Annotated in this window: 17 protein-coding genes; 6 read left to right on the top strand and 11 right to left on the bottom strand. The window is 64.6% G+C overall.

Annotated elements, in window-relative coordinates:
* Nucleotides 1–30 precede the first annotated feature (30 nt).
* The gene (locus ACXAEH_RS19385; RefSeq protein WP_475035118.1) at nt 31–906 is read right to left on the bottom strand and encodes a LysR family transcriptional regulator; all 876 of its coding nucleotides are present in this window, start codon (nt 904–906) and stop codon (nt 31–33) included.
* Nucleotides 907–1,193: 287 nt separating this feature from the next.
* On the opposite strand from ACXAEH_RS19385, the gene ACXAEH_RS19380 reads away from it, so the two are divergent.
* The 3 genes from ACXAEH_RS19380 (at nt 1,194) to ACXAEH_RS19370 (ending at nt 4,440) form a co-directional block, all read left to right on the top strand.
* The gene (locus tag ACXAEH_RS19380; protein ID WP_475035116.1) at nt 1,194–1,328 is read left to right on the top strand and encodes a hypothetical protein; all 135 of its coding nucleotides are present in this window, start codon (nt 1,194–1,196) and stop codon (nt 1,326–1,328) included.
* A 265-nt stretch (nt 1,329–1,593) separates the two neighbouring features.
* Nucleotides 1,594–2,280, top strand: a complete 687-nt coding sequence (locus tag ACXAEH_RS19375) for a DUF2270 domain-containing protein (protein WP_475035631.1) — start codon at nt 1,594–1,596, stop codon at nt 2,278–2,280.
* A 96-nt stretch (nt 2,281–2,376) separates the two neighbouring features.
* Complete coding sequence (locus tag ACXAEH_RS19370; RefSeq protein ID WP_475035114.1) at nt 2,377–4,440, top strand: di-heme-cytochrome C peroxidase; 2,064 nt, start codon at nt 2,377–2,379, stop codon at nt 4,438–4,440.
* A 79-nt stretch (nt 4,441–4,519) separates the two neighbouring features.
* Here the strand turns inward: ACXAEH_RS19370 and ACXAEH_RS19365 are convergent, their stop codons facing one another.
* The 5 genes from ACXAEH_RS19365 to ccoN all read right to left on the bottom strand — a co-directional run bounded on the left by ACXAEH_RS19365 (nt 4,520) and on the right by ccoN (nt 8,921).
* The gene (locus tag ACXAEH_RS19365; RefSeq protein WP_475035112.1) at nt 4,520–5,332 is read right to left on the bottom strand and encodes a class I SAM-dependent methyltransferase; all 813 of its coding nucleotides are present in this window, start codon (nt 5,330–5,332) and stop codon (nt 4,520–4,522) included.
* A 146-nt stretch (nt 5,333–5,478) separates the two neighbouring features.
* Nucleotides 5,479–6,348, bottom strand: coding sequence for a cytochrome-c oxidase, cbb3-type subunit III (gene ccoP, locus ACXAEH_RS19360; RefSeq protein ID WP_475035110.1), 870 nt, complete (start codon nt 6,346–6,348; stop codon nt 5,479–5,481).
* Entirely contained in the window at nt 6,345–6,557 is a 213-nt protein-coding gene (locus ACXAEH_RS19355; RefSeq protein WP_475035108.1) for a cbb3-type cytochrome oxidase subunit 3, read from the bottom strand. Before ACXAEH_RS19355 ends, ccoP begins: the two co-directional genes overlap by 4 nt.
* A gap of 10 nt (nt 6,558–6,567) precedes the next feature.
* Complete coding sequence (gene ccoO, locus ACXAEH_RS19350; RefSeq protein ID WP_475035106.1) at nt 6,568–7,296, bottom strand: cytochrome-c oxidase, cbb3-type subunit II; 729 nt, start codon at nt 7,294–7,296, stop codon at nt 6,568–6,570.
* 14 nt (nt 7,297–7,310) lie between these two features.
* Nucleotides 7,311–8,921, bottom strand: a complete 1,611-nt coding sequence (ccoN, locus tag ACXAEH_RS19345) for a cytochrome-c oxidase, cbb3-type subunit I (protein WP_475035104.1) — start codon at nt 8,919–8,921, stop codon at nt 7,311–7,313.
* A 203-nt stretch (nt 8,922–9,124) separates the two neighbouring features.
* On the opposite strand from ccoN, the gene ACXAEH_RS19340 reads away from it, so the two are divergent.
* On the top strand, nt 9,125–9,964 hold the full coding sequence (locus ACXAEH_RS19340; RefSeq protein WP_475035102.1) for a universal stress protein: 840 nt from the start codon (nt 9,125–9,127) through the stop codon (nt 9,962–9,964).
* 316 nt (nt 9,965–10,280) lie between these two features.
* Here ACXAEH_RS19340 and ACXAEH_RS19335 read toward each other — a convergent pair whose 3' ends face one another.
* Complete coding sequence (locus ACXAEH_RS19335) at nt 10,281–11,168, bottom strand: LysR family transcriptional regulator (protein ID WP_475035100.1); 888 nt, start codon at nt 11,166–11,168, stop codon at nt 10,281–10,283.
* A gap of 131 nt (nt 11,169–11,299) precedes the next feature.
* On the opposite strand from ACXAEH_RS19335, the gene ACXAEH_RS19330 reads away from it, so the two are divergent.
* Nucleotides 11,300–11,923, top strand: coding sequence for a cytochrome P460 family protein (locus tag ACXAEH_RS19330; RefSeq protein WP_475035099.1), 624 nt, complete (start codon nt 11,300–11,302; stop codon nt 11,921–11,923).
* A 93-nt stretch (nt 11,924–12,016) separates the two neighbouring features.
* Here the strand turns inward: ACXAEH_RS19330 and fnrL are convergent, their stop codons facing one another.
* Entirely contained in the window at nt 12,017–12,757 is a 741-nt protein-coding gene (gene fnrL / locus ACXAEH_RS19325) for a transcriptional regulator FnrL (RefSeq protein ID WP_475035098.1), read from the bottom strand.
* Nucleotides 12,758–12,819: 62 nt separating this feature from the next.
* Between fnrL and hemN the strand changes: the two genes are divergently transcribed.
* On the top strand, nt 12,820–14,175 hold the full coding sequence (hemN, locus tag ACXAEH_RS19320) for an oxygen-independent coproporphyrinogen III oxidase (protein WP_475035096.1): 1,356 nt from the start codon (nt 12,820–12,822) through the stop codon (nt 14,173–14,175).
* A gap of 325 nt (nt 14,176–14,500) precedes the next feature.
* On the opposite strand, the gene ACXAEH_RS19315 is transcribed toward hemN, so the two are convergent.
* The 3 genes from ACXAEH_RS19315 to ACXAEH_RS19305 all read right to left on the bottom strand — a co-directional run bounded on the left by ACXAEH_RS19315 (nt 14,501) and on the right by ACXAEH_RS19305 (nt 18,575).
* Nucleotides 14,501–16,093 carry an ABC transporter ATP-binding protein gene (locus tag ACXAEH_RS19315; RefSeq protein ID WP_475035095.1) on the bottom strand — a complete coding sequence of 531 codons (1,593 nt, stop codon included), beginning with the start codon at nt 16,091–16,093 and terminating at the stop codon, nt 14,501–14,503.
* Nucleotides 16,094–16,226: 133 nt separating this feature from the next.
* Complete coding sequence (locus ACXAEH_RS19310) at nt 16,227–17,333, bottom strand: ABC transporter permease (RefSeq protein ID WP_475035093.1); 1,107 nt, start codon at nt 17,331–17,333, stop codon at nt 16,227–16,229.
* Nucleotides 17,334–17,492: 159 nt separating this feature from the next.
* On the bottom strand, nt 17,493–18,575 hold the full coding sequence (locus ACXAEH_RS19305; protein WP_475035091.1) for a microcin C ABC transporter permease YejB: 1,083 nt from the start codon (nt 18,573–18,575) through the stop codon (nt 17,493–17,495).
* Nucleotides 18,576–18,582 lie beyond the last annotated feature (7 nt).

Here is an 18,582-nt window from a genome sequence, read left to right as displayed (position 1 = left end):
GCCCCTGGAGCCGGCACCGGACGGGGCCAGTCAGACGGCATCCCGCTCCCGCCGCAGCCAGGCGATGAACTTCCTGGCCTCAGGCCGCTGCACCCCCTGGCGGGTGGCGATGTGATAGCCGCGGCCGTCGGCCTCGTTGAACAGCTCCACCAGCCGCCCGGCGGCCAGATCCGCCTCGACGAAATGGCGCACCGTCACCGCCACCCCCTGCCCGGCATAGACCGCCTGCATCAGCAGGTTGCCCGGCATTTGCGTGCGCGGCCCGCGCAGGGCCTCTTGCACCCCGTGCATCTGCAGCCAGTGCGAGGCCTCGGTGGTGCCCAGCTCCTCCAGCCAGGGATAATCCAGCAGATCGGCGGGCGAGGCCACCTGCCGCCCGTCCAGCAGCGCCGGTGCTGCGATCACCACGATCGGCGAGGCCAGCAGCATCTCCGCCTCCAGCCCCGGCCAGCTGCCGTTGCCATAGCGCAGCGCGATGTCCACCCCGCCCGGCTTCAGCTCGACAATGCCGCCCGCGGGATCCAGCACCAGCTCAAGCCCCGGGTTCTGGGCCTGAAACCCCGGCAGCCGCGGCATCAGCCAATGGGTGGCAAACATCGGCGTGCAGGTGATGTGCAAAGGCCGCGCCGCCCCGGCCTGGGAGATTTCCTGCACCGCCGCCTGAATCGCCCCGAACCCCAGCTGCAGCGCCCGCCCCAGATGCGCGCCCTCTGCGGTCAGCGCCAGCGCCCGGCCGCTGCGCTCCACCAGCGCCACACCCAAATGCGCCTCCAGCGCCCGCAGCTGCTGGCTGATGGCAGCATGGCTGACATTCAGCGCCGCGCCTGCCTGCACCACATTGCCGCTTTCGGCAAAGGCTGCAAAGGCCCTCAGCGCCGCCATCGGCGGCATGCTCATCCAGTCCATATGTAATCCTGACTTACATATTGCGATTTTTCCTGACTCGCAAATTCCCCGCCCGAACGCAAGTATCAGGACAGACGCCAGCACAGGAGACCGATGAGATGTCAGGAGTTTTTGCCCGCTGCCTGTTCCTTGCAGCCCGGATCAACCCGCCCCGTTTCAGCGAACCCCGGACTGCCGCGCCCTGCCGCAGAACCCGCTGGACGCCCCCGGACCGCCGCGCAGGCCGCAAATCACACGCCCCGGACGGGGCAGCGTTTTAGGAAACACCAAATCAGGAGGCACTCGAAATGTTAGGTATCTTTGCCCGCAGCATGTTCACCGCAACCCGGATCCCCGCCGCCCCTGCACGCAAGACCCGCTGGGCCGCGCCCGCCCATTGGCGGCGCAGCTGCAAGCACGGGCTGAACCAGGCCGGGTACTGACACCGGGCCCCTGGCGGTTTGGCGGAAAAAAGCGCCGGTTTTCCAGGAAACGCGCGAACAGATCGGAAAACCGGCGCATGGCCTGCTTGGCCTGCACGTAGGCCTCGCAGGATTTCTTGCGGCCCGGGAGGGGGTGATGGCCAAGCCGCAATCTCTTGTCACCTGCTGGTTTAACGCTGTTTGCCCGGCGCGAATTTGACACGGATCAAACAGGCGCAAATTAATTGCCCGGTAACTGCAAAAATTCTACGCTTGTTTCATGGACATGGACACGCGCGAACACAGCAAACAGGGCGCCCGCGCGCCGCTGTCAGCGGCTGAGATCGGCGCGCTGGCGCATTTGTACCGCGGCGAGATTTACCGCAGCACCGTTTGGCGCACCCGGCTGGACACCACCACCAACTGGGCGGTGGTCACCCTTGGCGTGGCGCTGTCGATCTCCTTTTCCTCTCCCGAAGCCTCGCCATTGCCGCTGATCCTGGTCGGCATTCTGATCATCTTCTTCCTGATGCTCGAGGCGCGGCGCTACCGCTACTTCAACGTGTTCCGCGCCCGCGCCCGCTGGATGGAAACGCATTTCTACACGCCGATGCTGCAAGAGGGCGATCTGCACCTGGAGGAGCACTGGCAGGACGTGCTGGCCGCCGATTACCTGCGCCCCGAATACCATGTCGGCGTGATGACCGCGATCGGGCGGCGGATCCGGCGCAACTACTTCTGGATCCTGCTGATCCAGACGCTGGCCTATGCCGGCAAGATTGCCGTGCACCCCACCGGCGTCACCTCGCTGCAGCAAGCCATCGAGCGCGCCGATATCGGTCCCTTCCCCGGCGAACTGGTGCTGGCAACCGGCGTGTTCTACATCCTGCTGTGGGGCAGCATCGCCTGGTGGAGCACCCGCAGCGACGCCGCCCGGGCCAGCCGGCGCAAGTCGATGACCTCGATGGGCTGAGGCCTGCAGGGCAGGATTTGCTGCCTTGACTTGCCGTTACGTAACTCTCCTTATGAGAGAGCGACCGACTTCCCAGCCCCATGCACGGACATTCCGATGAAATTCAGTTTCTCCCTTTTCCTTTCCAAGCGGTTCTGGATCGCATTGCTGATCCTCCTTGCCGCGGCCTTGTTCTTTACCCTGCGCAGCACCGCCGTCCGCAAGATCGTCGAAACCCTGACGCCGCCGGAACTGCCGCAGGCCGAACCGGCGCAGAACCGGGTCTCCCTGGCGCAGAACTGGAGCGCGGAAACCACCGGGACCTTCCATTTCATCTCGCAGGGCACCGGCACCCTGCCCATTCCCTATGACTGGCTGCTGGCGCTGGAACAGCCCGAAGCCTCGCCCTTCGGCCTGCTGTGGCCCGGCAGCGAGCCGGCATTCACCGACCCCGGATACCTTGAGCGCTACGGCTTCATTTCCGCGCCGGCCAGCCCGGAAAACCCCGATGGCCTGCCTGTCGGATTTGCCGCAACCCCGTTCCAGAACCTTGCCGGGCTTCCCGAAACCGCAACCGCCGTGGGTTTCACCTGCGCCGCCTGCCACACGGGCCGGTTTTCCTATGAAGGAACCGAATACATCGTCCAGGGCGGCCCCGCGGTGACCGATCTGCAGCAATTCACCAAAGGCCTGGGCGCCGCCATTGGCCAGACGGTCCTGTCGGCCAAGCTGCCGCTGCCGAACCGGCGTTTCGACCGTTTTGCCCGCAACGTGCTGGGCGATAACTTCAGCCAGGCCGCCAAGGCGCAGCTGGCGGAAAACCTGCAATCGGTCGCCGGGGCCGGTGCAAAGACCGGCGATGTGATCGAAGTCGCCGAGGGCTTTGGCCGCCTCGATGCGCTCAACCGCATCGGCAATCAGGTGTTTTCCAAGAACACCGGCCGCCGCGAAAACTACACCCCCATCAATGCGCCGGTGAACTACCCGCATATCTGGACCGCCTCCTGGTTCGACTGGGTGCAGTATGACGGCTCGATCATGCAGCCGCTGGTGCGCAACGCGGGCGAGGCCCTGGGGGTGCATGCCGCCATCAACACCACCGCGCCCCTGGCCCAAAAGGACATGCCCGGCCAAGGCCGCTTCTCCTCCTCGGTTCCGGTGAAAAACCTCAAGTGGATCGAGGACAGCCTGGCAGGGGAAGAGCCCCCCTATGCGCAGCGCAAGTTCGGCGGACTCTGGGCGCCGCAGTGGCCCGAAAGCCTGCCCGCCATCGACAGCGCCCTCGCGGAACAGGGCGCGGCGCTTTACGGTGAAATCTGCGCAGGCTGCCATCTGCCGCCGCTCAGCTCCGACGCGATCTGGAGCGACAAGTATTTCCGCAAGATCAGCTATTACTCCGGCGGCCAGCAGCGGGAAACCGGCGAGGCGTTCCTGGCGCTGACCATCAAACCGCAGGCAGATATTGGCACCGATCCGGCGCAGGGCGCCGTGCTGGCCCAGCGCACCGTCAACACCGCCGGCAGCGTGGAGACCGGCGCCAAAGGCATGGGGATTGATGCCACCGTCTGCATCCCCGAACCCCGTTTCGAAGGCCGGGCGGATTATGCCTCCTCCGCGCTGGACACCAAGGTGCAGTACCGCGCAGCGGGCAGCGAGAACCGCCTGGTCGATGTGCACGTGCAGGACGGCCCGATGGTCAGCTTTGCCCTGGCGCTTGGCGCTATCGTGCAGCAGGTGGACGACGCCTGGTTCCGCAACAATTTCATCCCGGACCGCCTGCGCCCCTTCTTCGAGGGCGAGCGCCCCAATTGCCTGCAGGCAGGCGCCGGCTACAAGGCGCGGCCGCTGAACGGGGTCTGGGCCACCGCGCCCTTCCTGCACAACGGCTCGGTGCCGACGCTGGACGCGCTGCTGCGCCCGGAGGCCGAGCGCCCGCGCTACGTGCGGCTGGGCGATACTTCCTTCGACCCCGTCAAGGTCGGGCTGGCCCAGCCTGTGCTGGAGGGGGAGCAGCCGCTGTACAAAGACGGCTACTTCATCCTGGACACCGCCAAGGACGGCAACCGCAACACCGGCCATTCCTTTGAAGGCAAGGCCGGGGAATACGGCAACGGCGTGGTCGGGCGCGCCCTCAGCGATCAGGAACGCGCAGCGCTGATCGAATATCTGAAAACGCTGTAGCCGCAGCACCATCACAAAGAAAAGACCCGCCCCGGTTCGGGGCGGGTCTTTTCCTGCTCTCCCGGACAGGTTTCGCGCGTCACAGTTTTCTGGTCACCAATGAAAAGCACATCGGCAGCTGCGCCGGCTGGTTTTCGTAGACAGCAAAGCAAGCCTCCCGGTTGGAATGCGGATATTCCTCGAACCGGGCGGTTTCCATCCCGGCGCGGATCAGCCCCATGAAGATGCCGCTCATCGTGTGGCTGTACCAATAGGAGGGCGCCGCAGCCTGTTTGGCGCTGCCGTCATAGGTGATGGCGGTTTCGGTGACCGCCGGTTCGCTGTTGAAATAGGAATAGGCTGGCAGAAACGGCTGCGCGGCCTCCGGCTCGAACATCTCCAGCACCGGGTGGGTTTCGTAGATCACCAGCCATCCGCCGGGGCGCAGCAGCCCGGCCACGGCCTGAAAGAACCGCGTGAGATCCGGCATCCAGTTCAGCACCCCGATAGTGATCACCGCAAAGTCGAAGTCACGGCGGATGCCCGGCGGCAAAGCATAGATATCGGAACAGAGGAATTCGCAGTCCGATCCGGCGATCTCCTTCAGGATCGCCGCCTGCTTCAGAAATTCCGCCGACTGGTCAATCCCCAGGCAGCGCTCTGCCCCGAAGGCTGCCAGAGACAGCGTCTCGCGCCCGTTGTTGCAACCGATCTGGACACCGGACAGCCCCTGCAGGCCCAGCCCCTCCAGCACCCGCGTCATCGCCGGATCAAAGGTGGAGTACCCCGGCTGCGCAAATCCCGCGGTCAGATCCTGCCACAGGGCGTTGCCCATGTGCAGCCGCGCGGACTCGTCCCAGGCGCGGCGGTTGGCGGCAACGGCTTGTTCCAAGTCAATAGGTTTGTCCGTCATGGCTGTTCTTCCCAGTGAATTTGATCAAATATCCGGACGAGGCTGCCGGAGTTTTCCGCCGAACTCAACCGGAAAGTGAGTACCCCAAATCAAAAAGGGCCGCCCGAAGGCAGCCCTTTCGTTGTTCTTGCCAAACCGGTCCCGGCTTATTCGCCGCCGCCCAGCTGGTGGACATAGGCCGACACCGCGCGGATCTGCGCCTCGGTCAGGCGGGTGTTCCAGGCCGGCATCACGCCATAGCGCGAGTTGCTCACGGTCTCGGTCAGGCTGGCGTAGTCGCCGCCGTAGAGCCAGATCGCATCGGCCAGGTTCGGCGCGCCCTGCGAACGGTCGCCGGTGCCGTCATCTGCGTGGCAGGAGGCGCAGTTGTCGGCAAACAGCACCGAGCCCGCGTCCACCTGGGAGGCATCCTGCGCCTCGCCCGACAGCGACATCACGAAGTTCACCACCTGGGCAATCTCTTCCTTCTCCAGCAGCTCGTCCCGGCCGAAGGCAGGCATCTGCGAGTAGCGCGCATCGTCGCTGTCCTCGTTGCGGATGCCGTGGGCGACGGTGGCGTGGATGTCCTCCACCGAACCGCCCCAGAGCCAGTCGTCGTCCAAGAGGTTCGGATAGCCCTTGGCGCCGGCCGCACCGGAGCCGTGGCACTGGGCGCACCAGGTCTTGAACACGGCGGAACCGGCAGACACCGCGTAAGAGCCCAGTTCAGGATCTTCCGCAATGGCAGTCAGCTCGGCCGCTTCCAGCTTGGCATTTATCGGCGCGTTGGCTTCTTCCACCGAGGCGATCTCTGCCGCCACATCGGCGCGGGTCGACCAGCCCAGCACCCCGGCGGTGGCGCCGTTGATCAGCGGCCAGGCCGGGTAGGCGATGGTGTAGAGCACCCCCCAGATGATGGTCACATAGAAGGTCCACAGCCACCAGCGCGGCATCGGGTTGTCGAATTCCTCGATCCCGTCCCACTCATGGCCGGTGGTGTTCGGATCGCCCTCGAATTTTTGCGATTTCTTGCTCATGCCCTCGCCTCCTTAGCCGCGGCGGGTTTGCCGGTGCCTTCGGCCGGCGCCGGTGCGTCATCATGCCGGAACGGGATGTTGGCGGTATCCTTGTAGACCTTGGTGCTGCCCGGGCGGAACGCCCAGACCACAACACCGATGAAGAAGGTGAACAGGAACAGCAGCATCCAGCTGTCGGCAAACTGCCTGAGAAGTGTATAGAGTTCCATCTCTCCCTCCTCAGCGGCTTGCGTCGGGCGTGAAGGTCGAGAAGTCGACCAGCGTGCCCAGCATCTGCAGGTAGGCGATCAGCGCATCGGCCTCGGAAACCCCCGGCTGGCCGTCAAAGTTGCGCACGTTGACACCCTCGCCATAGCGTTCCAGCAGCCCGTCGTAGTCGCTGTCCGGATCCGCCTGGGCGCGGAAGTCTCGCTGCGCCTGCTCCACCATCTCGTCGCTGTAGGGGGTGCCCAGGAGCGCGTTGGTGGCCATCACCTCGCCGATGTATTTGCCGTCGATCTTCTTCTCTTCGAGGAAGCCGTATTTCGGCATCACCGATTCCGGCACCACCGCCTGCGGGTCGCGCAGGTGGTCGACGTGCCACTCATCCGAGTAACGGCCGCCAACCCGGGCCAGGTCCGGCCCGGTACGCTTGGAGCCCCACTGGAACGGGCGGTCGTACATCGATTCCGCTGCCAGCGAGTAGTGGCCGTAGCGTTCGACCTCATCGCGCATCGGGCGGATCATCTGGCTGTGGCAGACATAGCAGCCCTCGCGGATGTAGATGTCCCGGCCTGCCAGTTCGAGCGGGGTGTAGGGACGCATGCCCTCCACCTCCTCGATGGTGTTTTCCAGGTAGAACAGCGGAGTGATCTGCACCAGGCCGCCAATGGTCACGACCAGGAAACTGCAGATCAGCAGCAGGGTCGCGTTGGTCTCGAGGATCTTATGTTTGTCGAGAATGGACATATCTGCCTGGCTCCTTATTCAGCCGGGACCGGGACCGACAGGCTGGCATCTTTGGCCGGGGCCCGGCGGACGGTCATCCACAGGTTGTAGCACATGATGATCGAGCCGGTGAGGAACATCACCCCGCCAAGACCGCGCACCACATACATCGGGAACTTCGCTGCCACGGTGTCGGCAAAGGAGTTCACCAGGAAGCCATTGGCATCCACTTCGCGCCACATCAGGCCTTCCATAATCCCGGTCACCCACATCGACGCGGCGTAGAGCACGATACCGATGGTGGCGAGCCAGAAGTGCCAGGAGACGAGGCTGAGGCTGTACAGGCGCTCCCGCTTCCACAGCACCGGCACCAGATAGTAGAGCGCGCCAAAAGTGATCATGCCGTTCCAGCCCAAGGCGCCGGAGTGCACGTGGCCAATGGTCCAGTCGGTGTAGTGCGACAGCGAGTTCACTGCACGGATCGACATCATCGGGCCTTCAAAGGTGGACATGCCGTAGAAGCCGACGGAGATCACCATCATCCGGATCACCGGGTCGGTGCGCAGCTTGTCCCAGGCGCCCGACAGGGTCATCAGGCCGTTGATCATGCCGCCCCAGGAAGGCATCCACAGGATGATCGACATCACCATGCCCAGGGTCGAGGCCCAGTCCGGCAGCGCGGTGTAATGCAGGTGGTGGGGGCCGGCCCAGATATAGAGGAAGATCAAGGCCCAGAAGTGGATGATCGACAGCTTGTAGGAGAACACCGGACGCTCGGCCTGCTTCGGGATGAAGTAATACATCATGCCCAGGAAGCCCGCGGTCAGGAAGAAGCCCACGGCGTTGTGGCCGTACCACCACTGGATCATCGCATCCTGCACGCCGGGCCAGACGATCACCGACTTGGAGCCCCAGATCGAGACCGGAACGGTCATGTTGTTGACCAGGTGCAGCATCGCCACGGTGACGATGAACGCCAGGTAGAACCAGTTCGCCACATAGATATGCGGCTCCTTGCGCTTGATCACGGTGCCCAGGAACACGGCCAGATAGGCAACCCAGACCACGGTCAGCCACAGGTCGACGTGCCATTCAGGTTCCGCGTATTCCTTGGACTGGGTCGAGCCGAACAGATAGCCGGTCGCCGCCAGCACGATGAACAGCTGATAGCCCCAGAACACGAACCACGCCAGGTTGCCGCCCCACAGGCGCGCCGCGGAGGTCCGCTGCACCACGTAGAAGGAGGTGGCGATCAGCGCGTTGCCGCCAAAGGCAAAGATCACCGCCGATGTGTGCAGCGGGCGCAGGCGGCCGAAATTGGCAAACCCTTGCGCCCATTCAAAGTTCAGCGCCGGAAAGGCCAGCTGGAACGCAATGAATGTCCCCGCCAGAAACCCGACCACACCCCAAAAGGCGGTTGCAATTGCACCAGCGCGGATCACGCTGTCGAAATACTCGTTTTCCACCCCGGCGACGGCCTTCTTCGGCTCGTCAGTGTGGCGCAAAGTGTAGAGGAACAGCCCGCCGGCCACGATCATCACGATGACCGCATGCACCTGGTAAGCCAGATCCCGCGCGTAATTGGTCCCGATCATCGCAAACAGCGTGATCAGACCAAGCGCTATCAGCTTGATATAGTTAGACATCTTGCGTCCCTTTGCCATGCCTGCGCAAATCTTAAATCGCAGAGGCGTTTTTAGACTGGGCCCTTCATGCAAAAGGCGCCCTCTTGCTGCCTTGATCTGCATCAAGACAATTCCGGGCGGTATGTGACACTTCTGCCCATGCAGTGAAATTCCGCACCGGGGCCTCTGGCGGCCTGCGGTGCCTTATCCGCCGAGAGGTGTCAATGTCTTACAAGTCCTTGCTAACCGTCCTCACGGCTGCGGAGACCGCAGCGGCGCCGCTGGCGCAGATCACCGCCCTGGCCGGGGAGTTCGGCGCCCATGCCGATGCCCTGTGCCTCGGCGTCGACCGGACCCAGACCGGGTATTATTATGCCGGCGCCAATGCGCTGGTGCTGCAGGAAACCCTGGCCCGCGCCCAGGAGGAGGCCGAAGAGGTCCAGGCGCTGGCGGAAGACACCCTGCGGCGCGCCGGCGTGCCCTTTGCCGCCGACAGCGGCATCGCCCAGATCGCCGACCTCGGCCGCCACGTGGCGCGCCAGGCGCGGTTCTCCGATCTGGTGGTGCTGGGCAAGCCCTATGGCCCCGGCAAGCGCGCCGAGGCCGAGCCGATTGTCGAGTCGGCACTGTTCGAGGGCCGCGCCCCGGTGCTGGTGGTTCCGGATGAGGGTGCGGCGCTGCAGCAGCCGAAAACCGTGCTGGTGGCCTGGAATGAAAGCGTCGAGGCAATGACCGCGATCCGCAAGGCGCTGCCGTTCCTGACCCGCGCCGACCTGGTGCGCATCGCGGTGATCGACCCGCCGCAGCACGGTCCCGAACGCTCCGACCCCGGCGGCCTCTTGGCGCAGATGCTGGCGCGCCACGGGGTGGCCTGCGAAATCGACGTGCTCAGCAAGACGCTGACCCGGGTGTCCGGCATCCTGAACCGGCACGCGACCGACACGGCGGCGGATCTGATCGTGATGGGCGCCTATGGCCACTCCCGCTTCCGCGAGGCGATCCTCGGCGGTGCCACCCGCAACATGCTGGAACAGGCGGCGGTGCCGGTGCTGATGGCGCACTGATGGCGCACTGACGGCGCTGACGCACAGGCCCGGAACCAGAAGAAAGGCGCCCGCGATGATGCTGCCCGGAAGGCCCAAGCCGCGCCCCTGCCCGATCCTGCATGATCCTGCCCAGCAGCCGGAGAACTGACGGCACACTCTGCGCGGCGGCGCTGCTCCCGCCCGTCGCCGGCCCCTCCTGCGGAGAGGCCTCCTCCCGTTGGGCCAGGCTCAGCGCCAGCGGCGCTGAGCCTGGCCCAAACCCGCCAGCGGGTCCGGCGCAGCCGGGCGCGCGCGGGCGCGGGAGCGCTCCCGGCGGATTTGCAAGGCGGCGGCCTCAGTCCGCGCCGCCGCTCCAGGCGAATTTGCGCGCTTGCGCCACGAACCGCTGCACCGCTTCCGAATCCTGCCGTCCCGCCGCTACCGACAACAGCACGCTGCGCTTCATGTCCTCGCGCGCCAGCGGCACCGTCGCAATCCCGTCCATCACCACCGAGTGGCGCGGCAGGATGGTCACCCCTTGCCCGGTCTTGACCAGATACTGGATCCAGTCCTCCCGCTCGCTGCGCACCGAGATCCGCATCGGCACATTCTCCCGCACCGCGGTGGCCAGAAACGTGTCGCGGAACTCGCAATGCAGCCGGTCCAGGTAGGAGAGCCGCGACAGATCCTCCAGATCCACCTCGGGCCGCGCCGCATAGGGGTGATCGGCCGCACAGGCCATCACCATGTCCTCGGTATAAAGCTCGATGTGATGCAGCCGCCCGGCATCCGAGACCGGCGCGCCGAGGATGGCCAGATCGACCCGGCCGCTCAGCAGGTCCTCTCCGATCTTCACCGCGGGCACGTCGTGCAGGGTGATCTCCACATCCCTGTGCTCCGCCAGGTAGTCCAGCATGAACGGCGACAGCCGGTAGGGGCCCACCGTGCACATCACCGCAATCTCCAGGGGCTGCACATTGCCGCTGGAAATCCGCCGCGCCTCGGCCTCAGCCGAGGACGCGCTGCGCGCCACCTCCGCCAGATGCAGCGCCATCGCCCGGCCCAGATGGGTCAGATGCGTCAGCCGCCCCTCGCGCCGGATCAGGCTGCCGCCCAGCTCCTCCTCCAGCTTGCGGACCGACTTGCTGAGCGCGGGCTGCGACACCCCGCTGCGCCGGGCGGCCTCGGAGAAATTCAGAGTGTCGGCCAGCAGCAGAAACTGGCGGATGCGGCGTAAGTCCATGCGGGTCCTCCCGGCCCCAGTAAACGGCAATTCCCGGCGGATGTGCAGTTATGATTTTCATAACCCAAAGGCGGCCCGCGCCTTCCTACCTTTGTTCCAGCCCAACCCGGAACTTAGCCAAGGACATGCCGATGACCCAGGAACATGCCAAATCCATCCTCCTCGCCGCCCTCATTCTGCTGACCGCCCTGATCATGGCCGCAGTGGCGGGCGGCACCGTCTTTGCCCAGTCCGCCGCCATACGCGGGGCCGGTTTCACCGCCGGGGGCGACGCTGTCCGCCCGGAGGGCTACCGCCGCTGGGTTTTCGTGGGCAGCCCGCTCACGCCCAATGCGCTGAACGGCGGCGAGGCGCCCTTCCCCGAATTTCACAATGTCTATGTCGAACCCACAGCTTTTGACCACTACGCCGCCACCGGCTCCTGGCCCGAGGGCACGCAGATCGCCAAGGAGCTGGTGATGGTGCAGACCGACGACAGCACAGATCCGGACACAGGCGCCAATGCGCAGGTGTCGGGCATCGGCTATTTTCAGGGCGATTTCGCGGGGCTGGAGCTGCTGGTCAAGGATACTGCCCGCTTCCCGGATGAACCCGGCGGCTGGGCGTTCTTCTCCTTTGGCCACGGCGGCGAGCCTTATGCGGAAACCGCGGCGGCCTTCCCCACCGAGGCCTGCAATGCCTGCCACGAGGCCAATGCCGCGGATGATTTCGTCTTCACCCAGTTCTATCCGGTGCTGCGCGCAGCGAAGCCCTGAGCGGCATTCCCCGCCCGCAAGCCGCAGCACAGGTCCCCAAGGGTGCGGCCCGGCACTCTTGGGGGTTTGTTCAGGTAAGAAGGTAAACCGCAGTCAGCCCAGGAAGCCGCCGTCGCTGTCGTCGCCGGCTTCTTCCATCAGGCGGCGCATGTCGGGCACGGTGACGTGGCGCTTGCCTTCCAGCTCGATGATGCCGTCCTTCTTCAGCGCCGAGATCTGGCGGCTCACGGTTTCCAGCGTCAGGCCAAGGTAATCCGCCATCGCCTCCCGCGTCAGCGGCAGATCGAACACCATCCGGTTGGTGGCGCCGCCCGGGGTCAGCGAGGCATCGCGGCGGGCGATGATCGACAACAGGCTGGCGATCTTCTCGCGCGCGGTCTTGCGGCCCAGCACCAGCATCCACTCGCGCGCCGCGTCGAGTTCATCCAGGGTCATTTCCAACAGCCGGTGGGCGATGTGCGGGGTGCGCTCCATCAGCTCCTCAAACGGCTTCTTGCGGAAACAGCACATCACTACATCGGTGGTCGCCACCACATCATAGGCCGCGCCTTCGCGGCCCGGGCGGCCGACAAAGTCGCTGGGCAGCAACAGCCCCACCATCTGGGTGCGCCCGTCCTCCATCGTCTGCGTCAGCGAGGCGATGCCGGACACTACGGAACCGACGAAATTCATCACGTCGCCCGACCAGATGATCGGCTGCCCGGCCTCGTAGGTGCGGTAGTATTTGATGCTGTCCAGCTCCTCCAGCTCATCCGCGTTGCAGCGGGCGCAGACGGCACGGTGGCGGATCGGGCAATCGCCGCATCTGGATTGGGAAAGGGCTGGAGCGTTCATTAAGCGATCCCGGTTGATCTGGGTCAAGGATGATGGTCGCGCGTTCCCATAACGGTAATTGAATGGATCAGAAAGCTCAATTGGCCAAACTCGGTTTGTTTGACGCCAAAGTGCCGCGCTATACCAGTTACCCCACCGCGCCGCATTTTGGGGACAGCACTGATTCCGCCGTGTTTTCCAATTGGATTTCAAGCATTTCCCCCGGCAGCAGCATCTCGCTTTATGTGCATGTGCCGTTCTGCCGCAGGCTGTGCTGGTTCTGCGCCTGCCGCACGCAGGGCACCCGGTCGGAGGCGCCGGTGGAGGCTTATGCCGAAGTTCTGAAAGCCGAAATCGCCTTGCTGCGGCGGCAATTGCCCGACGGCATCACCCTGTCGCGGCTGCATTGGGGCGGCGGCACGCCGACGCTGCTGAGCGCGGGTCTGATCCGCGACTTGGCCGGTGCCATCACTGCGGCGCTGCCGCTGGCGCCGGGGGCGGAATTTTCGGTCGAGATCGACCCGAACGAGGTCGGGGACCGGCGCCTGGACGCGCTGGCAGAGGCGGGCATGACCCGTGCCTCGGTCGGGGTGCAGGATTTTGACAGCACCATCCAGCAGTCGATCGGCCGGATCCAGAGCTTTGAGGCCACCCGCCAGGCGATCGAGATGCTGCGGGCGCATGGGATCACCAGCCTCAATGCCGACATTCTGTTTGGCCTGCCGCATCAAACTCCTGCGCGGATGACCGAAAGCGTGCAGAAGCTGTTGTCGCTGACCCCGGACCGGGCGGCGGTCTACGGCTATGCCCATGTGCCCTGGATGGCGGGGCGCCAAAGCATGATCCGCTCGGACACGCTGCCAACGCCGGAAGCGCGGCTGGAACTGTTTGAGACCGCGCGGCAACTGTTTCTCTGGGACGGCTACCGGGAGATCGGCATCGACCATTTCGCGCGGCCTCATGACGGGCTGGCGGTGGCGCAGCGCACCGGGCGGCTGCGGCGCAATTTCCAGGGCTACACCGATGATCCGGCAGAAGTGCTGATCGGCATCGGCGCCTCGGCGATTTCGCGGTTTCCACAGGGCTATGCGCAGAATGCGCCCGGCACCTCGGCCTATGTCCGCGCGATCCGCGGCGGAGGCTTTGCCACCACACGCGGCCATGGCTTTGGCGGCGAGGACCTGCTGCGGGCCAGGCTGATCGAAGCGCTGATGTGCGATTTCCGCATCTGCCGCGAGGAGATCCTGTCGCGGTTCCCGGTCTCCGCTGCTGCGCTGGATGGGATGTTCGCCGAAGCCGGAGCCGCCTTTCCCGGGATGCTGGCCCTGTCGCCGGATGGCCTGGAAATCCGCGACGAGGCGCGCCCGCTGACCCGGATGATCGCCCGCAGTTTCGACGCCTATGGCCTGAACCACGCGGGCCACAGCACCGCCATCTGAGCCGTACTTCTGTTCCCAGGAGACCCTCCCGCCCGTCGCCGCTGCGCCAGAGCGCATCGCTCCCGTTGGGCCAGGCTCAGCGCCTGCGGCGCTGAGCCTGGCCCAAGGCCGCCAAGGGGTCCGGCAAAGCCGGGCACCTGCGGGCGCGGGAGCGCTCCGGCCGTATTGGCAGCCCGGTTTTGAAACGTTGAAGACAGGTCAGCAATGCTGCCGCAATGTTTCGCGCGCGAAACATTTGGTCAACCGCACTGCCGCAACTTGTGGGCGTTGCAGACAGGGCGCGCGCATAGATGCGGCAAAGCCTGCCAGAGGGTTAACCCGCAGGTTACCCCGCCGCTGCCAGCAGCCTGCGGGTGTATTCGGCCTGCGGGTTTTCGAACAAGGCTTCCGCTGAACCGGTCTCCACCACGTCGCCCTGGTTCATCACCACCACCTGATGCGACATCGCGCGCACCACGTTAAGGTCATGGCTGATGAACAGATAGGCGAGGCCATAACGCGCCTGCAGGTCGCGCAGCAGCCCGACAATCTGCACCTGCACCGTCATGTCCAGCGCCGAGGTCGGCTCATCCAGCACCACCAGCTTGGGGCGCAGCACCATGGCACGGGCAATGGCAATGCGCTGGCGCTGGCCGCCGGAGAACTCATGCGGGTAGCGGTCCATGGCGGCGGGATCAAGGCCCACCTCCGTCATCACCTCTGCCACCAGTTCGCGGCTGTCGCGGTGCTGGTCCACCTTATGGATCGCCAGCCCCTCCGAAATGATCTGCGCGCAGGTCATCCGCGGGCTGAGCGAGCCGAAAGGGTCCTGAAAGACGATCTGCATGTCCTTGCGCAGTTTGCGCAGATCGCGGGTGGACCATTTGCGCAGGTCCTGACCGCGGAAGGAAACGCCGCCTTCGGAGGCAATCAGCCGCATGATGGCAAGTGCAAGGGTGGTCTTGCCGGAGCCGCTCTCGCCGACGATGCCCAGGGTCTCTCCTGCCCGCACCGCAACCGACATCGGATTGACCGCCTTCACATGGCCCACCGTGCGTTTCAACAAGCCGCGCTGGATCGGGAACCAGACCTTGAGATCTTTGGCCGCGACCAGTTCCTCGGCGCCGTCTTCCACCGGCCGGGGCTGGCCCGAAGGCTCTGCCGCCAGCAGTTTCTGGGTGTAGGGGTGCTGCGGATTGGCAAAGATCTCTGCTGCCGGGCCTTCCTCGACAATCCCGCCGTCTTTCATCACGCAGACCCGGTCAGCGATGCGGCGCACGATGCCGAGGTCATGGGTGATGAACAACAGGCCCATGCCCTCGCTCTGCTTCAACTCCGCCAGCAGGTCGAGGATCTGCGCCTGGATGGTCACATCGAGCGCCGTGGTGGGTTCGTCCGCAATCAGGATGTCGGGTTTGTTGGCCAGCGCCATGGCGATCATCACCCGCTGCCGCTGCCCGCCCGACAGCTGGTGCGGATAAGAGGTCAGACGGTTTTCGGCGTCGCGGATGCCGACCTTCTCCAGCAGTTCCAGAATGCGGGCACGGGCAGCCTTGCCGGTCAGCCCCTGGTGCAGGGCGAGGGATTCCTCCAGCTGGCGTTCGATGGTGTGCAGCGGGTTCAATGAGGTCATCGGCTCCTGAAAGATGAAACTGATGTCATTGCCGCGCACCTCCATCAGGTGCTTTTCGCTGGCGCCGACCATCTCGGTGCCGTTGTAGGAGACCGACCCTTCGACGATGGCACTGTCACCCAGCAAGGACACGGTAGAGAGCGCCGAGACCGATTTGCCGGAACCGGACTCGCCAACCAGCGCCACCGTCTCGCCACGGTCCACGGAAAAGGAGACGCCGCGCACGGCCTGGGTAATCTTGCCGTCCTGGCGGAAGGAAACGCGGAGGTCTTTGACGTTCAGGAGGGGCGCTTCGGATGGGGTCATTCTTCTTCGCCTTGCATTCCAGTGGGGAGGGCATTGCCCGTCCGAGGGCGGAAACGAAGTGCCCGCCCGTGGGGGCGGACGGGCACTGCCCGGCGTACCGCCGGGCGGTACAGCTTGAACTCACCTGCCCCAATCATGAAAATGTCTTCCTCGGATCGAAGGCATCGCGCACGCCTTCGAAGATGAAGACCAGCAGCGACAGCATGATGGCAAAGGTGAAGAAGGCGGTGAAGGCCAGCCAGGGCGCCTCCAGGTTCTGCTTTGCCTGCAGCGTCAGCTCTCCCAGCGAGGGCGCCGAGGACGGCAGGCCGAAGCCCAGGAAATCGAGCCCCGCCAGCGCCGAGATGGTGCCGGTCACGATGAAAGGCAGCATGGTCAGCGTCGCCACCATCGCGTTGGGCAGCATGTGGCGGAACATGATGGTCATATTGCCGACCCCCAGCGCCTTGGCCGCACGGACGTACTCCAGGTTGCGGGCGCGCAGGAACTCGGCCCGCACCACACCAACCAGCGCAGTCCAGCCGAACAGGATCATCAGGAACACCAGGAGCCAAAAACTGCGCCCCAGGATCGCAAACATGATGATGATCACGTAAAGCGTCGGCGTAGAGCTCCAGATCTCGATGATGCGCTGGAACACCAGATCCACCCAGCCGCCGAAATAGCCCTGCACGGCGCCGGCCAGGATGCCCAGCACCGTGGCAGCGCCGGTCACGATCAGGGTGAACAGGATCGACAGGCGGAAGCCGTGGATCACCCGCGCCAGCACGTCGCGCTTGGTATCGTCGGTGCCCAGCAGGTTCTGGCCGTTGGGCGGCAGAGGGGCTGCGCCAGGACGGTCCACGGTGGTGTTGTAGCTGTAAGGGATCGGCGGCCAGAGGGTCCAGCCTTCCTCAAACCCCTCCGCGGCATAGGTGCCTGCGGAAATCGCTTCGATGATGCCTTCGGGGTCGTCAAAGCAGTCCTCGATGCCGCCGGAGCGGATCAGGCATTCCACCTCGGGGTCGCTGTAGATCGCCTCGGTCTGGAAATCGCCGCCGAATTTGGTTTCCGGGTAGAAGTTGAACACCGGCGCGTGGATCTCTCCGCGGTAGCTGACGAGGATGGGTTTGTCGTTGGCGATGAACTCGGCAAACAGCGACAGCGTGAACAGCACCGAAAAGATAATCAGCGACCAGAAGGCGCGCTTGTTCTTGCGGAAGTTGCTCCAGCGGCGCTGGTTGAGGGGGGAAAGCGCCATTGGTCAGGTCTCCGAAGAAAGGTCTTGCCTGGCCGCCAGGCCGGGCAGCGCCCGTCCGCCCCCGTCAAACCGGAGGTTTGCCTTCGGCAAAACGGCGGGCGCTACACGCCCCCCCGCGGCCGGGCTCTGCCCTATGCGTTTCAGGATGAAGTCCATCCCTCAGCCCTCCCTCTTTTCAAAGTCGATGCGCGGGTCGACCAGCACATACATCAGGTCCGAGAGGATCCCCACCACCAGGCTCATCAGGCCGAAGATGAACAGGGTGCCGAAGATCACCGGGTAGTCGCGCGCCACTGCGGCCTCGAACCCCAGGCGGCCCAGGCCGTCGAGCGAGAAGATCGTCTCGATGATCAGCGAGCCGGAAAAGAAGATGCCGATGAAGACAGAGGGGAAGCCTGCAATCACGATCAGCATCGCATTGCGGAACACATGGCCATAGAGCACCCGGTTCTCGCTGAGGCCCTTGGCGCGGGCGGTCATCACATATTGCTTCTTGATCTCATCGAGAAAGGAATTCTTGGTCAGCAGAGTCAGCGTCGCAAAGGCGCCGATGGTCGAGGCCAGCACCGGCAGCGCGATGTGCCAGAAATAGTCGGCGGTCTTGCCCAAGAGGCTGAGGTTCTCCCAATTGTCCGACGTCAGCCCGCGCAGCGGGAAAATCTGCCAGTAGGAACCGCCGGCAAACAGCACCAGCAGCATGATGGCAAACAGGAAGGATGGGATCGCATAGGCGGCGATGATCACGCCGCTGGTCCAGGTGTCAAACCGCGAGCCATCGCCCAGCGCCTTGCGGATGCCCATAGGGATCGAGATCAAATAGGCGATCAGCGTCGACCACAGGCCGAGCGAGATCGACACCGGCATTTTCTCCAGCACCAGATCGATAACGCTGACGGAGCGGAAATAACTTACCCCGAAGTCAAGCGTCAGATAGTTGCCCATCATGCCCAGGAAACGCTCCAGCGGCGGTTTGTCAAAGCCGAACTCTTTTTCCAGTTCAGCAATGAATTCCGGCGGCAGGCCGCGGGCACCGGCATATTGTTCACTTCCAGCGCTGGATTGCGCCTCGACATCGCCGCCGCCGGCAAAGCCCTCAAACACGTCGCCACCGCCCTGCATCTGCGCGATGACCTGCTCAACCGGCCCGCCTGGCACAAATTGCACCAGCGTGAAATTGACAATCATAATGCCCAGAAGGGTCGGGATGACCAGCAGCAGGCGGCGGAGAATATAGGCTCCCATCTGACCC

The sequence above is a fragment of the Leisingera sp. ABM4_060 genome (assembly GCF_056158765.1).
This window is presented reverse-complemented; position numbering and strand designations above follow the sequence as displayed.

Coding starts and splice junctions, on each gene's coding strand:
- ACXAEH_RS19375 (WP_475035631.1), top strand. CDS start 1,594: ATGGACACGCGCGAACACAGCAAACAGGGCGCCCGCGCGCCGCTGTCA.
- ACXAEH_RS19310 (WP_475035093.1), bottom strand. CDS start 17,333: ATGGCGCTTTCCCCCCTCAACCAGCGCCGCTGGAGCAACTTCCGCAAG.
- ACXAEH_RS19340 (WP_475035102.1), top strand. CDS start 9,125: ATGTCTTACAAGTCCTTGCTAACCGTCCTCACGGCTGCGGAGACCGCA.
- ACXAEH_RS19355 (WP_475035108.1), bottom strand. CDS start 6,557: ATGGAACTCTATACACTTCTCAGGCAGTTTGCCGACAGCTGGATGCTG.
- ccoO (WP_475035106.1), bottom strand. CDS start 7,296: ATGTCCATTCTCGACAAACATAAGATCCTCGAGACCAACGCGACCCTG.
- ACXAEH_RS19365 (WP_475035112.1), bottom strand. CDS start 5,332: ATGACGGACAAACCTATTGACTTGGAACAAGCCGTTGCCGCCAACCGC.
- ACXAEH_RS19315 (WP_475035095.1), bottom strand. CDS start 16,093: ATGACCCCATCCGAAGCGCCCCTCCTGAACGTCAAAGACCTCCGCGTT.
- ACXAEH_RS19335 (WP_475035100.1), bottom strand. CDS start 11,168: ATGGACTTACGCCGCATCCGCCAGTTTCTGCTGCTGGCCGACACTCTG.
- fnrL (WP_475035098.1), bottom strand. CDS start 12,757: ATGAACGCTCCAGCCCTTTCCCAATCCAGATGCGGCGATTGCCCGATC.
- ccoP (WP_475035110.1), bottom strand. CDS start 6,348: ATGAGCAAGAAATCGCAAAAATTCGAGGGCGATCCGAACACCACCGGC.
- ACXAEH_RS19305 (WP_475035091.1), bottom strand. CDS start 18,575: ATGGGAGCCTATATTCTCCGCCGCCTGCTGCTGGTCATCCCGACCCTT.
- ACXAEH_RS19385 (WP_475035118.1), bottom strand. CDS start 906: ATGGACTGGATGAGCATGCCGCCGATGGCGGCGCTGAGGGCCTTTGCA.
- ACXAEH_RS19370 (WP_475035114.1), top strand. CDS start 2,377: ATGAAATTCAGTTTCTCCCTTTTCCTTTCCAAGCGGTTCTGGATCGCA.
- ACXAEH_RS19380 (WP_475035116.1), top strand. CDS start 1,194: ATGTTAGGTATCTTTGCCCGCAGCATGTTCACCGCAACCCGGATCCCC.
- hemN (WP_475035096.1), top strand. CDS start 12,820: ATGGATCAGAAAGCTCAATTGGCCAAACTCGGTTTGTTTGACGCCAAA.
- ACXAEH_RS19330 (WP_475035099.1), top strand. CDS start 11,300: ATGACCCAGGAACATGCCAAATCCATCCTCCTCGCCGCCCTCATTCTG.
- ccoN (WP_475035104.1), bottom strand. CDS start 8,921: ATGTCTAACTATATCAAGCTGATAGCGCTTGGTCTGATCACGCTGTTT.